Raw genomic sequence first — 18,550 nt, 5'->3', positions numbered from 1 at the left:
TTGGCCGCGTCCAAGAGGGCGTGCCGCGATCCTACCTAGCTTGCCCGTTGACAGCAGATGGCGGATGTCTGCTATTGTGCATTGCAGCATCGGGGGTGCGGGTAAGGAGTATGGCGTGAATGACATTCACAGTATCCAATACCTTCGAGGACTCGCCGCTTCCGCGGTAGTTTGCTTTCACATCAACGAACAGTTCGGCGGTCCGTTCGCGGTCGGTGCTGCTGGCGTCGACCTGCTTTTTTGTCATCAGCGGTTTCATCATGTGGGTGACCACGGCCGATCGCCCTGCCAATCCACGGCGTTTCATATGGCGTCGGATTGTTCGCATCGTGCCGCTCTATTGGATCGTCACGGTGCTGACCGCGCTGGCAATTTTCCTCAAGCCGCAATTTCTCTACGGACATGTGCTGAGCCCGGAAAATTTTTTCGGCTCGCTGGTGTTTCTTCCGATCGTGCAGGATGGGGTACTTCATCCCGTGGTGATCCAGGGCTGGACGCTGTGCTATGAAATGATGTTTTACGTCATTTTCGCCTTGGCGCTCTTTTTAGGCGAGAAGCAGCGTTTTGCCGCGCTGATCGGCGTGCTGACGGTGATGGTCGCATCGAACTTGCTGCTCAAAGGCTACCGCTTTACCTCTCCCCTCATGCTCGAGTTCGCGGCCGGCATTGTTATCGGGCGGCTGTGGATGGAGGATATTCGGCTCCGGCTTGTGCCGGCGCTGGCGCTGGTTGTTGGCGGATTTCTCCTGTTGATGACGATCCAGATGCTTGACCCCGAGCTGCCTCGTGTTCTGCGTTGGGGTATTCCGGCGACCCTGATCGTTGCCGGAGCGGTTTTTGCCGAGCGTGCCAGACCGTTCAACCCCGTGGCCCTGCTTACATTTTTTGGTAGTGCCTCGTATTCGATCTACTTGTGGCATGTGCTGGTGGTTGTCGTGGTAACTGGCATCATGCTGCGGCTTGGGGTTCCGCCAAATTGGCAGCCGGCGCCGATTGCCTTGATCAGCATCGCGCTTTCCGCGATGCTTTACCTGTCGATTGAAAAGCCGCTGACGGGCTTTCTCAACCGGTCGCGCGTCAAAAGCATGCCGTTGCTGGCTCAGCGGCCCAGCTTGCGCTTGCCATCGAATGAGGCAAACGACTGACAAGCGGCCAAGGCGCCTCGGCGTTGCATTGTGCCCTAATTTTATTCCCGGCCACGTCGCGCGGCGTGGCCTTCGCGCGAGCGCCGGCGCGGGGTGGCGTCGCCGGCGATGCCGTCTTCGCTCACCGTCTTGCGCGGCGGCAGCTTCACCGCCGCCGACAGTTTCGGGAACGGATCGACCTTGTTCGGCAACGCCATCGCATAGACGAAGTGCTCCTGGAATTTGGGCTCCAGTGCGGTCTCGATCTTCTCGATCTGGCCCACCGTCTCCTCGATCTCGCGACGATAGCCGCGATTGAGCAGCGCCATGCGCGCGCCCGCGCCGGCGGCGTTGCCGACGGCCGAGACCTTGTCGAGGTCGCAATCGGGGATCAGGCCCAGCACCATGGCGTATTTCGGATCGATGAAGGAGCCGAAGGCGCCGGCGAAGTGGATGCGGTCGACATGCTCGGTGTTCTGCTTTTCCATCAACAGCTTGGTGCCGGCATAAAGTGCTGCCTTGGCGAGTTGGATGGCGCGCACGTCGGTCTGGGTGATGGTGATCTTCGGCTCGCCTTCCTTCAGCACGTAGGAGAAGGTGCGGCCGTTGGCGACGATACGCGGCGAGCGCATGCTGAGCGATCCGTCGACGACGCCGTCTTCGGAAATGATGCCGGCCAGATACATCTCCGCGACGATCTCGATGATGCCGGAGCCGCAAATGCCGGTGACGCCGGTCGCCTGCACGCTGTCGAGGAAGCCCGGCTCGTCGGACCACAGTTCAGAGCCGATGACGCGGTATTTCGGCTCGAGCGTGTCGGGATCGATGCGCACGCGCTCGATGGCGCCGGGCGCGGCGCGCTGGCCGCCGGAGATTTCGGCGCCTTCGAAGGCCGGACCGGTGGGCGAGGAAGCAGCCACGACCCGGGCACGATTGCCGAGCACGATCTCGGCGTTGGTGCCGACGTCGACGATCAGCATCATCTCGTCCTGACGATGCGGGCCCTCCGACAGCGTCACCGCCGCGGCGTCGGCGCCGACATGGCCGGCGATGCAGGGCAGCATGTAGAGACGTGCGCCCGGGTTGAGCTTGAGACCGATATCCGAGGCCTTGATGCGCACCGCGCCCGAGACGGCGAGCGCGAAGGGCGCGCCGCCGAGCTCGGTCGGATCGATGCCGAGGAACAGATGGTGCATGATCGGATTGCCGACGAAGACGGAATCCAGGATGTCGTTGCGCTGGACACTGCCTTCCGCGCAGACCTTGTCGACGAGGCCCGAGATCGCCTCGCGCACCGCGACCGTCATGCCTTCGCGGCCATCCGGGTTCATCATCACATAGGAGACGCGGCTCATCAGATCCTCGCCGAAGCGGATCTGCGGGTTCGACGTGCCTGACGAAGCGGCGACGCGGCCCGACAGCAGCGACACCAGATGCATGGCGATGGTGGTCGAGCCGATATCGCAGGCCAGCCCATAGGCCTCGTTCTTGAGGCCGGGCCACAAAGCGATGACGCGCGCGATATCGCTGTCGGCATCCTTGTGGATGGCGGCGGTCGCGGTCCAGTTGCCCTTGCGCAAGATGCCCTGCACCTGCGGCAGCAAATAGAAATCGAATTCGAGGTTCTTGAAGTTCCAGTCCTTCATCAGCGCGATCTTGAGCCGGTCGAGATCGCCTGAAGGATTGTGCATGTCGGGTTCTTCGATTTCGACATAGCACATGCGGATTGCCGTATCGCGCGCGATCACCCTGGTGTCGGCATCCTTGCGGATGGTCTGTGCGTTGATGACCGTGTCCTGCGGCACGTCGATGACAAGGTCGCCGAGGATCTGCGCCGAGCAGGAGAGGCGGCGCCGTTCCGGCAGGCCGCGCACGCGCTCATAGCGCTCTTCCTTGGGCCCCTTGGGCGAGATGTGGTCGTTGGAGGAGACGATCTTGTGCTTGGCGAAATTGCCTTCCTGCACCTCGATCTGGCAGCGCCCGCAAGTGGCGCGCCCGCCGCACACGCTCTCGACATAGACGCCGAGCTGGCGCGCGGCGTCGAGCACCGGCGTGCCGACCGGAAACCGCCCGCGTTTGCCCGACGGCATGAACAGCACGAGCGGATCGGTGATGTTGGTATGCGAATTCACGATTGCGCGCTTATCCCCTTGCCATGCGGGCTTCACGACCGCCACGACGGCGACCGCCATTGCCGCCGCCTTCGCCTGGTGCATTGACCGCCGTCGGAGCGGCGACCGCTTGGCCGCCTTCGGCCGGCTTGTAATCCTTATAGGTGCGAATCCAGTTGGTGCAATTCTCGTCGGTGCCGTTCAGAACGTTGGCGCCGCGCACGGCTTCCATTTCCTGCGGACGCACCGGGTTCATGATGGCCGATGTCATGCCGGCGCCGATCACCATCGGGATGAAGGCGGCGTTGATGCCGTGGCGGTGCGGCAGGCCGAAGGAGATGTTGGACAGGCCGCAGGTGGTGTTGACCTTCAGTTCCTCGCGCAGGCGCCGCAGCAGGGCGAACACCTGGCGGCCGGCGTCGCCGAGCGCGCCGATCGGCATGACCAGCGGGTCGACGACGACGTCATGCGCCGGAATGCCGAAATCGGCGCAGCGCTGCACGATCTTCTTGGCGACGGCGAAGCGCACATCCGGATCCATCGAAATGCCGGTCTCGTCATTGGAGATGGCGACGACCGGCACGTTGTATTTCTTGATCAGCGGCAGGATGGCTTCGAGTTTTTCCTCCTCGCCGGTGACGGAGTTGACCAGCGGACGGCCCTTGGCGACCTTGAGCGCCGCCTCGATCGCGGCGGTGACCGAGGAGTCGATCGACAGCGGCAGGTCGACCAAGCCCTGGACGATCTCCAGCGTCTGTACCAGCAATGCCGGCTCGGTCGCGTTGGGGTCGACGGCGGTGACGCCGGCATTGACGTCGAGCATGGTGGCGCCGCAAGCGGCCTGTTCCAGCGCGTCCTTGATGACGGTTTCGAAATTGCCGGCGATCATCTCGGCGGCGAGCTTCTTGCGGCCAGTCGGGTTGATGCGCTCGCCAATCACGCAGAAGGGCTGGTCGAAGCCGATGATGATTTCTCGTGTCGCCGAGGCAACGATGGTCCGGGTCATGAAATCTCTCCGTCGTGATATAAAGAGTTCTTTATATCGTTATCTCTTGTCGATCAAGCGAATGGTGGTTCTCCGCGCAAGTCAATGCGCGGTCTTCACCATGTCCACCTGGGTTTCGGTAACATCGTCGTGCAGGATATGGTCGAGCCGGTCGGCGACCATCTGGTCGTCGCGGCGGATTTCGCGCTTCCACGGCTGGCGGCCCTTCAGCACGCCCGATTCATCGACGATCTCGGCGACATACTCCTCCTGGCGGTAGGCCATCACATGGACGCCTGAAACGCCTGGGATTTCCTTCACCTCGTTGATGATGTCGATGCAGAGCTGCTTGCCTTCCTTCTTCTGGTCCTGGGCGCCTTCCAGCCGCTTGATGACGGTATCGGGAATATGGATTCCCGGCACGTTGGAGCGGATCCATTTGGCGGTCTTGGCCGAGGCGAGCGGTCCGACACCGCACAGGACGAACACTTTCTCCGTGTGGCCGAGATCGCGTGCCTTTTGCATGAAGGTCTTGAACATCGGTACGTCGAAACAATACTGCGTTTGGACGAACTGAGCGCCGGCGGCGATCTTCTTGCCGAGATGGATCGGGCGGAAGTCGAAGGGTGGTGCGAACGGATTGACGGCCGCGCCGAGGAACAACTGCGGCGGCGTGGTGAGCTTGCGGCCGGACAGGAACTTGCCGTTGTCGCGCATGATGCGGATGGTTTCGAGCAGCGACATGGAATCGAGGTCGAACACCGGCTTGGCGCCGGGCTGGTCGCCGGCCTGCACGCCGTCGCCTGTCAGGCACAGCATGTTGGCGACGCCCATGGCAGCCCCGCCCAGCACGTCGCCCTGGATGGCGATGCGGTTCTTGTCCCGGCAGGCGATCTGCATGATCGGTGCGTAGCCCATGCGGGTCAGGAGCGCGCAGATGCCGACCGACGACATATGACAGTTGGCGCCCGACGCATCGACCGCATTGATGGCATCGACCCAGCCGTCGAAGATCTTCGCCCTGTTGTAGACGTCTTCGGGGTCGGCGCTGTCGGGCGGGTTGAGCTCGGTGGTGACCGCGAATTCACCGCGTCGCAGGACGCGTTCGAGCCGGCCGCGCGAGGTGTGGCCGGGCAAGGGGTCGAGCGGCAGATGGATGCCGGCCGGGTTCTCGTCACGCTGGCGGGCGATCATGCGGCCGCTCCGGTCTTCGCATCGGCCGCGGCTTCACGGGCGGCTGCCGCCTGCGCGGTGACGCGCAGCCAGGCGGACGTTTCGCGCAGCGACTGGTCGACCGGCTTCTGCACTGCAAGAATCCTGTCGCCGTGCTCCATGTTGCGCGCCCCTTCCCAGGCCTTGACCCAGACGCAAGGCATATCGGGCTCGACCTCGCAATTGCCGTTGGCGCGCACGCCGCCACAAGGGCCGTTGCGCAGCTGCTTGGGGCAGTTCATCGGGCACGACATGCCGGTCGAGGACAGGATGCACTGGCCGCACATGCGGCAGTCGAACATGAAGCCCTTGACGCGCTTTTCGACAAACTTCACCGGGGCCTCGACACGGCTGTAGCCGATGCCTTTCCACAAAGGATGCAGCAGGAGGAACGTGTCGGCGAAGCGGGCATAGAACCATTCGAGCAGGCGCGAGTGCCGGACTGACCATAATCTCACCGCGAAAGAACGCTGCACGCGGCGCTGTGGCGACACGTCGGCCGGCTTGTAGTCGGATTTCGGTGCCGCCTTCTTGACCAGGGTGGCCTGGGTGACCGGCTGGAGGGCCGCCGGGCTCTCCTTGGCGGGAATGGTTTCAGACATTTTCTTTGCCGCCCGCCTTCACCAGAGCGACCAGCCGCTCGCGGTCATATTTCGCGTCGATGTCCTGGAATGCCTTCTCGACCTCGGCTTCGAGGTCGTCGCCGACCGGAACCGGATCGGCCTTGCGCCATTCGGCTAGATAGTCGTCCGTGCCGCCGGCGCCGGTGCGCATGGCGCACATGTCGATCGCCTCGGTGAAGCGCAGCGGCAGTTCGCGCTTGGCGTTCTGGCGGCCTTTCCTGACGATGACCTGGGCAGGGATGTCGCGCCAGTAGACGACGATCAGATCGGCCATGAATTCTCACTCCTCGATCTGCGAGCATTGCCGCATGCGCAATTGGGCCGCTTGTTATGGGACGACGCGCGCGCATTCAAAAGCGACGCATTTGGATGTCGTAAAATGAAAGGCAATCTTCAATGTCGGCCTGAGGTAGAAATCAGCAGGAATGATCGATGCTGCCATCGAAGCCATTGTGCCTCAGATCGGCAATGCGGACGATCATGCTCCGTTTGGGATCGAATGGAAGATCCTGAAAAGCGAAGTCGCGATAGAAGTCTCTTACGCCTTCGTCCAGCGGGTGTGTGATAACGCCGAAGCAGCCGATATTGCTGGAAAACCGCACCGCCGTCCTGAGCGCAAACAGGAGAAGGGAGCGCCCGCAGCCGCGTCCCTGATATTTGCGATCGACGGCCAACTGGCCGAGCAGGATTACCGGAATGGGATCAGGCCGATTACGCTGTGCCGATTTGGGCAGGTATGCGCGTTCGATATGGCCAGCGCTCAGCGCAACGTAAGCCGCTATCCCACCGGTTTCGGAATCACAGATGAGGCTCGTCCGCGACAATCCATCCTGCTGGTTGCGCCATGCATGACGGCGAAGCCAGTTGTTCAACGACTCACGACCGCAATCGAAAGCGTCCCAGCTGTCATCTCCGGCAAGCGGGCGGGGTGGCGTCAGTCCCGCCATACTGGCCTGGACGCAGCAAGCCTTTGCAGTCCAGGCATGGTCGTTGGCGTCGATTTCGCCCAGGCCTCGAATTGTTCCCAATCGACTGCGGGAATAACGACGACACGGCCGCCCAAAACCTCCATCTCGGCCGCCTCAACAGCCTTGCGCCGAATGAAGTCGCTCAGATTTGTATGAGCCTGCCTGGCGGCGGCCTCGAGAATGTCACGCTCGTCCGAGGTGACGCGAACGCTGACAGGCGCCATGCTGGACATCGATAGGGCTCCATATTTTGTATGACAATAGCATACGATCGCCAGTATCGCCAGCGCTACCAGATGCCGGTTCTGAGCCCCGTCCAGAGATAGAACCAGATCGTCGGGTGGTACCACTGTTTAGATGGCAGGCCTGGATCGAACGTCACGAGTTTTCCGGCCAGAGCATCGCTGACCGCCTCGACGCAGATGTCGCGCGAAAACGCCGTTTGGCGCAGCGCATAGCTTGAGATCGTGTCGCCTGGTTTCGGCTGACCGTAGGCCTGTTTCAGCACGCCGCCCGTATCCACGCCGGCATCGACCAGATGCACCGTGGTGCCGAAATTCGCGGAATCGCCCGATGCCAACGCCCAGTAGCCGCCGTTCATGCCGCGATATTTCGGCGTGATACCTGCATGATAGTTGAGCACCGGGCAAGGCATCCTGGCCAACATGTCCTTCGACAGGAGTCGGCAGCCGTTAAGCAGGACGACGCCTGGCTGGATTCTCTGGATCGCCGCGAGACACTCCGGCCCATTGGCCGAGGCAACATGGATGATCTCCTGGCCCGGCCGCGGCTCGGTATCGAGCTTCTCCTGCGCAATCAACCGGGCGGCATGGCTGGCGTAGAGCCGCTTGCCCAGCCTGCTCAGCACCATCGTGCCGAACTGGCCGATGGCCTGCAGCCAGCCCTGGCGACGGGCACGGCCAAGCAGCAATCGCTTTTTGGATTCAGGGACTTCCAGGATCACGATGACTGGGCCGACACGATCGGCAATGGCGTTGACCATTGCCCATACGTGCTGGCCGCCTCCGGTGACAACCACGATCGGTCTCGGATTGGTTTCCGGTACTGCCATTGATCTTGCCACCCCCGGGACCAACTGCCACGGCCGGAGATTAGACGAGGCGGGTTAATCCTTGGTATGCCGGAGTCGTCAGGAAGGCTCCGCTCAGCGCTTGAACTCCATGATGTCGAGCTTCGATTCGTAATAGGGAGCGGGGAACTCGATGCGCCATTCCCCGGCGCTATTGCGGAAGGCGTAGCCGACCTGGTCGGTCCGGGGGCCGCTGCCATAGGGTTTTGCCTGATCGTTGTTGACGGAACCGGAGCCGAGATAGATCGCACGCTTTTCGCCGTCGTCGAAGAAGCGGCCCTTGGTGCGCTGCGAGCCGGTGAGCTTTTCCAGCCGCCAGCCGGAGCCGTCGTCGGTCACCCTGCATTTGAACCAGCCATAGATAACGAGCGGGCTCAGCCCGCCCACCTTGATGGTGCGGCATTGCCACTTGCCGGTGAGGTCCTTGTCGGAGAAGGCAACCAGCGGCTTGGCCAGCAAGGCGTCGAGCTGCCTGACCTCGCCAGGATTGCCCGCCTTAGCCTCGGCAAGAGCCGCCTTGCGCGTCTCGCCATATTTGTCCAGCCGCGCCTTGTCGGCGGCGGTGATCAGCTTCTGCACCTCGCCGTCAGCAAGCGCGGGCAAGGTGCAGCAGAGAAGGCCGGCAACGGCAAGCATCGCGCGAAGGGTCATCGGCATTCCTCGTCGGTGTCCGGCAGCCGACCGCTGGACGGCGCCTTTGCATGGCTTGCGCGCAATTTACCCATTCGCGGCAGGCTGTCATCCGTGCTTAACAACGAAACCACGCCGCGATCCAAATTAAGGCAATTGGCCTGGGAACAGATCAAGGCCATTCTCCAGTAGAAGGCGGCGATCCGTCCTGTCTTCGCCTTCGGAAAGGGCGATAATCGCCAATCGCCGCGCAAGAGGGCCGCAGCCCAGCCAGCGTCAGACGTCAGACGTCAGCCGCGGCCTTGGCCAGCCCAGCCGTCAGATCGCCATAGCCTGTCGCGCGCCGCTCATAGACGAGGCCAAGCAGTTTCGCGGCCTTTTCCGCGACCTTGTCGAGCTCCGGATCGTCGGTCTGGGCCAGGTAGATCAGCTTCTCGTAATTGCCGAAATAGTCCTTGATCAGCTCCGGATGCCTGTCGAGACCGAGCGGCTTCATGAAGAAGGCATCGAATTGGCGGCAGAGGAAATCGGTCATGTAGAAGGACATCATGTCGTCGTCGGCGACCTTCGCGTAGGCATCCATGCCCTGGTAGAAGGCGAAGCAATGCGGACCGGCCATGCGTTCGACGCCATGCTTCTCGCAGACCCGATCGAGCAGGCCGCCGGTGCCGCAATCGGCGTAACCGACGAAGATGTTGCTGTAGCCTTCCGCCTTGGCCTTTTCGATGGCCTTGTCCATCGCCGGCGCGATGCGGTCCGGATAAAAATGAAACTCGGCCGGAAGGCATGTCAATTCGAGGTGATGGAGCCCGAGCTGTTCCTTGACGGCCAACACCTCGCGCGCAATCATCCCGCAGGCGATGATGAGCAGCTTGTCCGCTTGATTCTGCTTGGGTCTGGGCATCTTCATGAAACCAGCCGAGCCGGCTTTCGTTGCTGTGGGGCGATCTACCGAGAGAGGGATAAACCGTCGATGAAACTGTTACGCATTGCGCCAATCGCAATCCTGGCTTGTGCCCTGGCCCTTTCGGCCTGTGCCAACACCGTTCGCGGCGTCGGCAGGGATATCAAGTCTACCGCGAAAGCCGTTGACGATACCGTCAAGAAACCCTGACCGCCGCTCCCGACATCTGGGAACAAAAAAGCCGCGCTGCAAGGCGCGGCTTCGTCTGTTGAGCGTCCGCCTTGCCTTGTATCAGGCGGAAGCGCGCACATTGTGCTTGCGCTTCATGTAGTCCTTGGCGGTCTCGACCGCCACAGCGGCGTCGCGGCAATAGGCGTCGGCGCCGACCGCCTTGCCGAATTCCTCGTTCAGCGGCGCGCCTCCGACCAGGACCACGTAGTCGTCGCGGATGCCCTTTTCCTTCATCGTGTCGATGACGACCTTCATGTAGGGCATGGTCGTGGTCAGCAGCGCCGACATGCCGATAATGTCCGGCTGGTGCTGCTCGATGGCATCGAGATATTTCTCGACCGCATTGTTGATGCCAAGATCGATGACGTCGAAGCCGGCGCCTTCCATCATCATGCCGACGAGGTTCTTGCCGATGTCGTGGATGTCGCCCTTGACGGTGCCGATCACCATCTTGCCCTGCTTGGGCGCGCCGGTGGCGGCGAGCAGCGGGCGCAGGATGAACATGCCGGCCTTCATCGCATTGGCCGACAGCAACACTTCGGGAACGAACAGGATGCCGTCGCGAAAATCCTCGCCGACGATGCGCATGCCTTCGACCAGCGCTTCCGTGAGCACCTTGTAGGGTGCCCAGCCGCGCTCGAGCAGGATGCGCGTGCCTTCCTCGATCTCTTCCTTCAGACCGTCGTAGAGATCGTCGTGCATCTGCTGCACCAACTCGTCGTCGGAAAGCTCGGAGAGGATAATCTCGTCGTCGGACATTGTTTCTCAGGCTCCTTGCTGCCGGGAACGACCATGGCAGCTTAAAATCAACGCGCCAATACCTAACCCGCAAGGGGCGGGTATCCATAGCTGATTTGCGACTTCCCGCAAAAGGAAAGCGACTGAAAAATCTATCGGTTTTCTTGTCGATTTTGCGACAGGCGTTGGCGCGGACGGGCCGTTTCGAATAGGGTGCATGGCTACGATCCGCCGGAAGCCGCGATAGGCGGCCACAACGGTTCCGGGCCGGGCGCTAGTCAAGCCGGTCCAAATTCAGGGAAGAACGATCATGAGCGAACACGCGGCAGTGGACCAGGAAGCGTCAAACGCGCGACGTGGACGCGGCGCCAGCGGCGGAGCGGCGGCAAGGCGGGCAGCGCGGTCGGGCGGCGGTCCCGGCACCCAGCTCACCTACATCAAGCGCAAGATCAACGTCTATGAAGTGCTGGACGAGGAAGGCCTGGCGCTGATCGAGAAGAACACCGACACGGTGCTCGAAGAAATCGGCATCATCTTCCGCGACGATGCGGAGGCGTTGCAGCTGTGGAAAGAGGCGGGCGCCGACGTCAAGGGCGAGCGCGTGCATTTCCCGAAGGGGCTCTGCCGTTCGCTCTTGAAGACCGCGCCCTCCATCTACACCCAGCATGCCCGCAATTCCGAACGCTCGGTGCAGATCGGCGGCAATGCCACCGTCTTCGCCCCGGTCTACGGACCGCCCTTCGTGCGCGACCTCGACGGCGTCAGGCGTTACGCGACGATCGAGGATTTCCAGAATTTCGTGAAGCTCGCCTACATGGCGCCTTCGATCCACCATTCGGGCGGCACCGTGTGCGAGCCGGTCGACGTACCGGTCAACAAGCGCCATCTCGACATGATCTACGCGCACATCAAATATTCCGACAAACCGTTCATGGGCTCGGTCACCGCGCCGGAACGTGCTGAAGACACGGTCGCCATGGCCAAGCTGGTGTTCGGCGACGACTTCGTCGAAAACAACACGGTCCTGACCAGCCTGATCAACGCCAACTCGCCGATGGTGTTCGACGAGACCATGCTTGGCGCGCTGAAGGTCTATGCGCGCCACAACCAGGCCTGCATCGTCACGCCGTTCATCCTCGCCGGCGCGATGAGCCCGGTGACGGTGGCCGGCACGCTGACCCAGGTGCTTGCCGAGGTGCTTGCCGGCGCTTCGTTCACGCAGCTGATCCGGCCGGGCGCGCCGGTGCTGTTCGGCACGTTCGCCTCGTCGATCTCGATGCAGTCGGGCGCGCCGACCTTCGGCACGCCGGAGCCGTCGCTGGTATCCTACGGCGCCGCACAGCTCGCACGGCGCCTCGGCCTGCCGTTCCGCACCGGCGGTTCGCTCTGCGCTTCCAAAATCCCGGATGCGCAAGCAGCCTATGAAAGTGCCAACACGCTGAACTCGACCATTCTGGCCGGCACCAATTTCGTCCTCCATTCGGCCGGCTGGCTCGAGGGCGGGCTGGCGTCCTGCTACGAAAAATTCATGATGGACATCGACCAGCTCGGCATGACGCAAAAATTCTCCGAAGGCGTCGACCTGTCGGAAAACGGCCAGGCGATGGACGCCATCCGCCAAGTCGGGCCGGGCAGCCACTATCTCGGCTGCGACCACACGCAGGCGAATTTCCAGACTGCCTTCTATCGCTCCAACATCGCCGACAACAATTCATACGAGCAGTGGCTGGCCGAAGGCGAGAAGACCGCGCCGCAGCGCGCCAACGAACTCGCCCGCCGCTGGCTGGAATCTTATGAGGCGCCGCATCTCGATCCGGCGATCGACGAAGCGCTGAAGGACTTCATCGCCAAGAAGAAGGGGTCGATGCCCGACGCCTTCACGTGAAAGGAGCCCGAGTCAGGCGGGGCTAAAGTCGCCAACATCATCCACAAGGAAGTCTGGCGGAGCGCCTTCTCCGATCCGGTCAAGAAGGGATGATTCCTTCGCGCGGCAGGATGGAGGAGATTGCGGCCGCGCTTGGCGCCGACGGCCTCATCCTGCGTGGCGGCTTCACCTTTGCGGACGGCGAGGCAGCGCCTTGTGGCCGCTCCGGTGCACCAACCAGGTCGGCGCTGCTGGTGGGACAGGCGGGGGCAGCACCCTGGCCGCATTTTCTGCGCTGGCGTGAAAAGCAGCCGCGAGCAATCGCCAATCCGCTCGACACCTGGTCCCGGCAGGTCATAGGCGCGGTCGCGGAAGAATTCGGCGCACGCGCCGTGTCGCCGTCCGACAAGCCCTATCTGCCGTTCCAGCGATGGGCGATGCGGGCCGAGGGCCTGAAGCCGTCACCGCTCGGCATCCTCATGCATCCGCGATATGGGCTTTGGCATGCCTATCGCGGCGCGCTGCTGTTCGAGGACGAGATCGCGCTCCCGGAGGCTCGCGAGGCGGTCCATCTTTGCGACACCTGTGTCGACAAACCGTGCCTGAAATCCTGTCCGGTCGATGCCTATTCCATCCAAGGTTTCGCCTACCAGGCCTGCCTGGCGCATGTGCGCGGGCCGAGTGGCGGGCCCTGTTGTGACGGCGGCTGCCTTGACCGCAACGCCTGTCCCTATGGCACAGCCTATCGCTACCCCTCAGAGGTGCAGGCCTTCCACATGGCAGCGTTCGCGGGCCGGTAAGCTCGTCGCGCTGCCGCACGAAATGTTGACTGCCAAAATCAAGCAACAGCTTGCCCTGTCGGCGTGCCCGGATATGTATCGCCCAGCAACCGAACGGAGCTGGCGATGCCGAAACAGGACCTTCAGATCAAGACCAGGGACGGCACGGCGAGGGCGGGGCTGTTCCGCCCGGCCAACGCTTCCCCGCCCAAGGCCGGCATCATCCTCTATATGGATGCCTTCGGCCCGCGCCCGGCGCTCGACGGCATGGCCGAGCGGCTGGCGGAGGAGGGCTACGCGGTTCTGGTGCCCGATCTCTTCTATCGCAACGCGCCCTACGGTCCTTTCGATGCCAAGACCGCCTTCGTCGAGGAGAGAACCAAGGTGCCGCTGATGGCGCTGATCAGCGGCACGACGCAGGAGATGACGATTGCCGACAGCGGCGCCTTCCTCGACACACTCGCTGCCGAAGGCGTCACCGGGCCGATCGGCGTTGTCGGCTATTGCATGGGCGGCGCGCGGGCGCTGAACGCAGCCGCCTCCTATCCGGATCGCATCAGGGCGGCGGCCAGTTTCCACGGCGGCAATCTCGCCAGCGACGCGGCCGACAGTCCGCACCGCAAGGCGGGGTCGGTCAAGGCACGCGTCCATGTCGGCATGGCCGGCGTCGACAGGAGTTTTCCGCCCGAACAATCAGCGCGGCTGGCCGAGGCGTTCAGGGCGGCGGAAGTCGATTACGTGCTGGAGAATTATGTCGGCATGGCGCATGGCTGGTGCGTGCCGGACCACAGCGTCTACAACGAAGATGGCGCCGAGCGGCATTGGAACCGGTTGATCACCCTGTTTTCCGAGACGCTCGGGTAAAGCCAATCTTCGAGAGGTCGGCGCCGCCCCTCATCCGCCCTTCGGGCACCTTCTCCCGTAGAACGGGGAGAAGGAAGAGGTACCAGTAAAAAAATCTTTCCCTCACCCCAAGGATTGGCCATTAGCCTTCGTCCAACAGGCAAATGATGGCGATGATGCTGGATGAGAGCGAAGCCTCCGACGCCGAACTGATCGGGCGGGCGAAGGGCGGAGACAGGGGAGCTTTCGGCGCGTTGCTCGAAAGGCACTATGACTTCGTCTATCGCGCCGCCTACCGCTGGTGCGGTCGGAAGGCGGACGCCGAAGACATCGCCCAGGAAGTCTGCGTCCGGCTCGGCAAGGCGATCCGCGACTATCGCGGCGGCAGCGCCTTCACCACGTGGCTCTATGCCATGACGCTGAACGCCGCGCGCGACATGATGCGCAAGAGCGCCCGCGAGACGGTCAAGACCGAAGCCTATGGCGTCCATGCGCTGATTTCGGGCGAGGATCCTGCCGAGAACGAGGATCCTGCCGAGGCGATGTGGGTCGCGGTGCGGCAACTGCCCGACAAGCAGCGCGACGCCGTGCTGCTGGTCTATGGCGAGGGCTTGAGCCACGCCGCCGCCGCCGAGGCGATGGCGATCTCGGAGACGACGGTTTCCTGGCACATCCATGAAGCGAAGAAACGGCTGAAGACGCTCATGCGTTCAGCCGGGGAAGTGTGACCATGGTCGACGAGAACGAACTCAAGAGGCTGCGCGACATAGTGATCCCGGCTCCCGGCGAGAGCGCGAAGGCGCGCGCCTTCGAGGCCGCCTTGCGCGCCTATGATGAGGAAAATATTTCCGCCGTCAGCCAAGGATCGGCCGGCGGCCTTCGTCTCACAGAGCGAGCACGAAAGCTCTGGAGCGAAATCATGCAAAAGAAACTCATTGCCACGCCGGCTATTGCCGGGCTCGTCGCGCTGCCGATCGCCGGATACGCCACTTTCCATATGCTGAGGGAACAGCCGTCCACTTTCGGCGGCGGCGAAAAGATCACCGAGACGCTGGCCGACAAGCCCGCCACGGTGAAGCCGCTGGCTAAACAGGCCACGGGCGATCAGGCGATCGACAAACCGCTCGCAACGAGCGCGCCTGAGAAAGACAAGAAGACCGACGCGGAAAGCCGCGACGAAACGGAGGCCTTGGCGGCGCCGAGCAAATCCGAATCGGCCGTTGCTGGAGGCCTGGCGCCGCAGAATGCGCAGGAACAGGTTGCGCCGGCGGAACCTGCGCCACCTGCGCCAACGGGCGAGTTCGCCCTGGATAGCACTGCCGCGCCCAGCACGTCGCGAGCCGCACGCATGTCCAAAATGATAGCACCGCAGCAGCCCGCCATGGCGCCGGCGGACCAGATCGCACCACAGGAGGAAAACCGCGATCGCGTCCAGGATTTTAAGACCAATCCGGTACATTCGGCACTCGAGGACCCGGTCTCGACCTTTTCGATCGACGTCGACACCGCCTCCTATTCCTTCGTGCGCCGTTCGCTGAAGGAGGGCTTCCTGCCGCAGGCCGACACGGTGCGGGTCGAGGAGATGATCAACTACTTCCCCTATGACTGGAAGGGGCCGGATGCGGCGTCGACGCCGTTCAATTCGACCGTCAGCGTCATGCCGACGCCGTGGAACGCGCACAGCAAGCTGATGCATGTCGCCATCAAGGGTTTCGACGTCAAGCCGGCCGAACAGCCCAAGGCCAATCTGGTGTTCCTGATCGACGTCTCGGGCTCGATGGACGAGCCGGACAAGCTGCCGCTGCTCAAATCGGCATTCCGGCTTCTGGTCAGCAAGCTGAAGACCGACGATACCATCTCGATCGTCACCTATGCCGGCGATGCCGGCACGGTGCTGATGCCGACAAAGGTTGCCGAGAAGGACAAGATTCTCAACGCCATCGACAATTTGCAGCCGGGTGGCTCGACGGCCGGCGAGGCCGGCATCAAGGAGGCCTACAAACTGGCCGAGCAATCCTTCATCAAGGACGGCATCAACCGCGTGATGCTCGCCACCGACGGCGACTTCAATGTCGGCCAGAGCGACGACGACGATCTCAAGCGCCTGATCGAACAAGAGCGCAAGAGCGGCGTCTTCTTGTCGGTGTTCGGCTTCGGCCGCGGCAATCTCAACGACCAGATGATGCAGACCATCGCCCAGAACGGCAATGGCACCGCCGCCTATATCGACACGCTGGCCGAGGCGGAAAAGGTGCTGGTCGAGGATGCCTCCTCGACGCTGTTCCCCATCGCCAAGGACGTGAAGATCCAGGTCGAGTTCAATCCGCAGAAGGTCTCGGAGTACAGGCTGATCGGCTATGAGACCCGCGCCTTGAACCGCGAGGATTTCAACAATGACCGCGTCGATGCCGGCGACATCGGTTCGGGCCATTCGGTCACCGCGATCTACGAGATCACGCCCAAGGGCAGCGGCGGCGAACAGATCGAACCGCTTCGCTATGGCCAGGCCGCGGTGAACAATGGCGGCGTCGCCAACGCGGACGAATACGCCTTCGTCAAGATCCGCTACAAGCTGCCCAACGAGGACGTCTCGAAGCTGATCACCACGCCGGTGACGTCGGCCAACGAGGTTGCGTCCTTCGACCAGGCCAGCACCGACCAGCGTTTCTCCGTCGCCGTCGCGGCATTCGGCCAGAAACTGCGCGACGAGGATGCGACGGCGAAGTTCGGCTATGACAGGATCATGGAGATCGCCACTGCCGCCCGGGGAGCCGACCCGTTTGGGTACAGGTCCGAGTTCCTCTCGCTTGTGCGCCTTGCCTCGGCGCTGGGCGGCAATCGGTAATGATGACGGCCGGTTTCTTTCAGATGAGATCGTTCTGACGTGAGAAACCGAACCACGGGCGGGTGAAGCAGGCCGGCGAGGGGACATTCCCTGCCGGCCCTTTTTCTTGCGGAATTTGCGATCGTTAAATTGCGCGGCATTTCCGGTACCGGATCGCAATTTCCTCTTGTTACGCCGGATAGGTGTGTGGGGCTGAGGGAGTCGGAATTGCAGATCAGGACTACCGCCAACTCGACACCGCCGGCACGGGACGCTTCGGCGGCCGCCCAATCAGCCGAATCCAGGCGCATCGGCGACGATGTCGCGCAGGCGCGCCACACCGCCATGTCGGCTCTGACCAACGATCGTTTCCGCATCATGCTGGAGCAGATCACCGATCCGGTTTCATCCGGAGCGCTGATGACGATGCGCGGCGCCAATGTCGTCGATCTTAAATCGGCGCAGTCGAGCTACGCCGACAACAGCGAATAATTAGAAAGCGGTGGCTTCAGGCCCGGCTGCGACGACGCTCGCGTCGGGCCTCACTGGTCTCGGCGGTGTTCGCCGTGGCCACCTTGTTGCGCATCGGACCGATGCGCTCGACGATCGTCTCGACGGTCGGACGATCCGCCTTGGTGTGGGCGTCGAGCGCCTTGCGCATGGCGGCCAGGTGCTGGAACGAGGTGCCGCAGCAGCCGCCGATGATTTTCGCGCCGCCGTCGACGGCAAGGCGCACATAGTCGGCCATCAATTCGGGCGTGCCGGAATAGTGGATCTCGGTGCCGCGGAATTCGGGAATGCCGCAATTGCCCTTGACGATCACGGTTGCCTCCGGTTTCGCCTGCGTCATGTCGAGCAGCGAGGCGAGGATGTCGGAAGCGCCGACGCCGCAATTGGCGCCGACGCCGAGAGGGGCTTGCGACAAGCCGTCGGCGACGCCGTGTATGTCCTTCGGCAGCAGGCCCATCATGGTGCGGCCGGCTGTGTCGAAAGACCCGGTATAGGTATAGGGCAGGCCGACGCGGATCGCCGCTTGGGCGGCGGCACGGATCTCGTCGGGCGCCGACATGGTCTCGATCCAGGCGACCTCGGCGCCGCCCTCCTTGAGGCCTTCGATCTGCTCGGCGAAGGCGTCTACCGCCTCGTCATAGGTCATGGCGCCAAGCGGCACCAGCAACTCACCAGTCGGGCCAACGGAGCCGGCAACGATCACCTTGCGGCCGGCCTTGTCGGCGACCGCGCGGGCGATCTCGGCGGCGCGCTTGTTCAGGGCGTGCACGCGGTCCTGCGCATGATGCAGCTTCAGCCGGTGACGGGTGCCGCCGAACGAATTGGTCAGGATGATGTCGGCGCCGGCGTCGACGAAATTCTGGTGCAGGCGGGTGATGGTGTCGGGCGCGGTCTCGTTCAGCAACTCAGGCGCCTCGCCAGCCTCCAGACCCATTGCGAACAAATTGGTGCCCGTGGCGCCGTCGGCCAAAAGCACGCCTTTTTGCGCCAGCAGCGCGTCGATCGGGTTGGTCGTCGTCATCGGATTGGCTTTCACATTCTGAAGTCGAATAAGGATATAAAGAAGTCTTTATGTCCAGTCAATGAAATAGCGACGGCGGAGTCGCAGTTGAAG

At 62.7% G+C, this 18,550-nt stretch carries 20 protein-coding genes; 7 read left to right on the top strand and 13 right to left on the bottom strand.

Annotated features, from left to right (window positions below):
- Nucleotides 1–31: 31 nt before the first annotated feature.
- Nucleotides 32–262, bottom strand: a complete 231-nt coding sequence (locus LB545_RS13165) for a hypothetical protein (protein ID WP_224705265.1) — start codon at nucleotides 260–262, stop codon at nucleotides 32–34.
- Here LB545_RS13165 and LB545_RS13160 point away from each other — a divergent pair.
- Nucleotides 261–1,145, top strand: coding sequence for an acyltransferase family protein (locus tag LB545_RS13160; protein ID WP_263493892.1), 885 nt, complete (start codon nucleotides 261–263; stop codon nucleotides 1,143–1,145). The two genes, LB545_RS13165 and LB545_RS13160, sit on opposite strands and share 2 nt — an antisense overlap.
- Before the next feature lie 41 nt (nucleotides 1,146–1,186).
- Here LB545_RS13160 and LB545_RS13155 read toward each other — a convergent pair whose 3' ends face one another.
- From LB545_RS13155 to LB545_RS13105, 11 genes are all read right to left on the bottom strand, one after another.
- Complete coding sequence (locus tag LB545_RS13155; protein ID WP_140559613.1) at nucleotides 1,187–3,316, bottom strand: ASKHA domain-containing protein; 2,130 nt, start codon at nucleotides 3,314–3,316, stop codon at nucleotides 1,187–1,189.
- On the bottom strand, nucleotides 3,267–4,241 hold the full coding sequence (locus LB545_RS13150) for a methyltetrahydrofolate cobalamin methyltransferase (protein WP_140495648.1): 975 nt from the start codon (nucleotides 4,239–4,241) through the stop codon (nucleotides 3,267–3,269). The genes LB545_RS13155 and LB545_RS13150 overlap by 50 nt, the downstream gene beginning before the upstream one ends.
- A gap of 81 nt (nucleotides 4,242–4,322) precedes the next feature.
- Nucleotides 4,323–5,414 (bottom strand): methylenetetrahydrofolate reductase, encoded by a 1,092-nt coding sequence (locus LB545_RS13145; protein ID WP_140516341.1) that lies wholly within the window; start codon nucleotides 5,412–5,414, stop codon nucleotides 4,323–4,325.
- Nucleotides 5,411–6,034, bottom strand: coding sequence for a methylenetetrahydrofolate reductase C-terminal domain-containing protein (locus tag LB545_RS13140; RefSeq protein WP_140555039.1), 624 nt, complete (start codon nucleotides 6,032–6,034; stop codon nucleotides 5,411–5,413). The genes LB545_RS13145 and LB545_RS13140 overlap by 4 nt, the downstream gene beginning before the upstream one ends.
- The gene (locus tag LB545_RS13135; RefSeq protein WP_140516337.1) at nucleotides 6,027–6,329 is read right to left on the bottom strand and encodes a virulence factor; all 303 of its coding nucleotides are present in this window, start codon (nucleotides 6,327–6,329) and stop codon (nucleotides 6,027–6,029) included. Before LB545_RS13135 ends, LB545_RS13140 begins: the two co-directional genes overlap by 8 nt.
- A gap of 142 nt (nucleotides 6,330–6,471) precedes the next feature.
- Nucleotides 6,472–6,927 carry a GNAT family N-acetyltransferase gene (locus LB545_RS13130; protein ID WP_318012537.1) on the bottom strand — a complete coding sequence of 152 codons (456 nt, stop codon included), beginning with the start codon at nucleotides 6,925–6,927 and terminating at the stop codon, nucleotides 6,472–6,474.
- 62 nt (nucleotides 6,928–6,989) lie between these two features.
- The gene (locus LB545_RS13125; protein ID WP_140559615.1) at nucleotides 6,990–7,256 is read right to left on the bottom strand and encodes a DUF1778 domain-containing protein; all 267 of its coding nucleotides are present in this window, start codon (nucleotides 7,254–7,256) and stop codon (nucleotides 6,990–6,992) included.
- 56 nt (nucleotides 7,257–7,312) lie between these two features.
- Nucleotides 7,313–8,095 (bottom strand): formyl transferase, encoded by a 783-nt coding sequence (locus LB545_RS13120; RefSeq protein WP_140559616.1) that lies wholly within the window; start codon nucleotides 8,093–8,095, stop codon nucleotides 7,313–7,315.
- Between the two features lie 93 nt (nucleotides 8,096–8,188).
- A complete protein-coding gene (locus LB545_RS13115) occupies nucleotides 8,189–8,764 on the bottom strand; it encodes a DUF4893 domain-containing protein (RefSeq protein WP_140559617.1) in 576 nt (191 codons plus the stop codon).
- A gap of 262 nt (nucleotides 8,765–9,026) precedes the next feature.
- Nucleotides 9,027–9,653: a DUF1638 domain-containing protein gene (locus tag LB545_RS13110; RefSeq protein ID WP_140555044.1), complete on the bottom strand. Its 627-nt coding sequence runs from the start codon at nucleotides 9,651–9,653 to the stop codon at nucleotides 9,027–9,029.
- 285 nt (nucleotides 9,654–9,938) lie between these two features.
- Nucleotides 9,939–10,637: a corrinoid protein gene (locus LB545_RS13105; protein ID WP_140495658.1), complete on the bottom strand. Its 699-nt coding sequence runs from the start codon at nucleotides 10,635–10,637 to the stop codon at nucleotides 9,939–9,941.
- 289 nt (nucleotides 10,638–10,926) lie between these two features.
- Here LB545_RS13105 and LB545_RS13100 point away from each other — a divergent pair, with 289 nt between their 5' ends.
- From LB545_RS13100 to LB545_RS13075, 6 genes are all read left to right on the top strand, one after another.
- Nucleotides 10,927–12,501, top strand: coding sequence for a trimethylamine methyltransferase family protein (locus LB545_RS13100; protein ID WP_140559618.1), 1,575 nt, complete (start codon nucleotides 10,927–10,929; stop codon nucleotides 12,499–12,501).
- Nucleotides 12,502–12,590: 89 nt separating this feature from the next.
- Complete coding sequence (locus LB545_RS13095; RefSeq protein ID WP_140559619.1) at nucleotides 12,591–13,280, top strand: 4Fe-4S dicluster domain-containing protein; 690 nt, start codon at nucleotides 12,591–12,593, stop codon at nucleotides 13,278–13,280.
- 105 nt (nucleotides 13,281–13,385) lie between these two features.
- The gene (locus tag LB545_RS13090) at nucleotides 13,386–14,123 is read left to right on the top strand and encodes a dienelactone hydrolase family protein (protein ID WP_140559620.1); all 738 of its coding nucleotides are present in this window, start codon (nucleotides 13,386–13,388) and stop codon (nucleotides 14,121–14,123) included.
- Nucleotides 14,124–14,269: 146 nt separating this feature from the next.
- A complete protein-coding gene (locus tag LB545_RS13085; protein WP_140495662.1) occupies nucleotides 14,270–14,830 on the top strand; it encodes an RNA polymerase sigma factor in 561 nt (186 codons plus the stop codon).
- Between the two features lie 2 nt (nucleotides 14,831–14,832).
- On the top strand, nucleotides 14,833–16,947 hold the full coding sequence (locus LB545_RS13080) for a vWA domain-containing protein (protein WP_224705201.1): 2,115 nt from the start codon (nucleotides 14,833–14,835) through the stop codon (nucleotides 16,945–16,947).
- Between the two features lie 207 nt (nucleotides 16,948–17,154).
- Nucleotides 17,155–17,418, top strand: a complete 264-nt coding sequence (locus LB545_RS13075; protein ID WP_181165302.1) for a hypothetical protein — start codon at nucleotides 17,155–17,157, stop codon at nucleotides 17,416–17,418.
- Nucleotides 17,419–17,434: 16 nt separating this feature from the next.
- Here the strand turns inward: LB545_RS13075 and bmt are convergent, their stop codons facing one another.
- Nucleotides 17,435–18,457: a betaine--homocysteine S-methyltransferase gene (gene bmt / locus LB545_RS13070; protein WP_181165301.1), complete on the bottom strand. Its 1,023-nt coding sequence runs from the start codon at nucleotides 18,455–18,457 to the stop codon at nucleotides 17,435–17,437.
- Between the last annotated feature and the right edge of the window lie 93 nt (nucleotides 18,458–18,550).

The sequence above is a fragment of the Mesorhizobium sp. BR1-1-6 genome (assembly GCF_020165355.1).
GTDB lineage: Bacteria > Pseudomonadota > Alphaproteobacteria > Rhizobiales > Rhizobiaceae > Mesorhizobium.
Note: the sequence above shows the minus strand (reverse complement) of the source record. Positions and strands in the feature narration are given on the sequence as shown.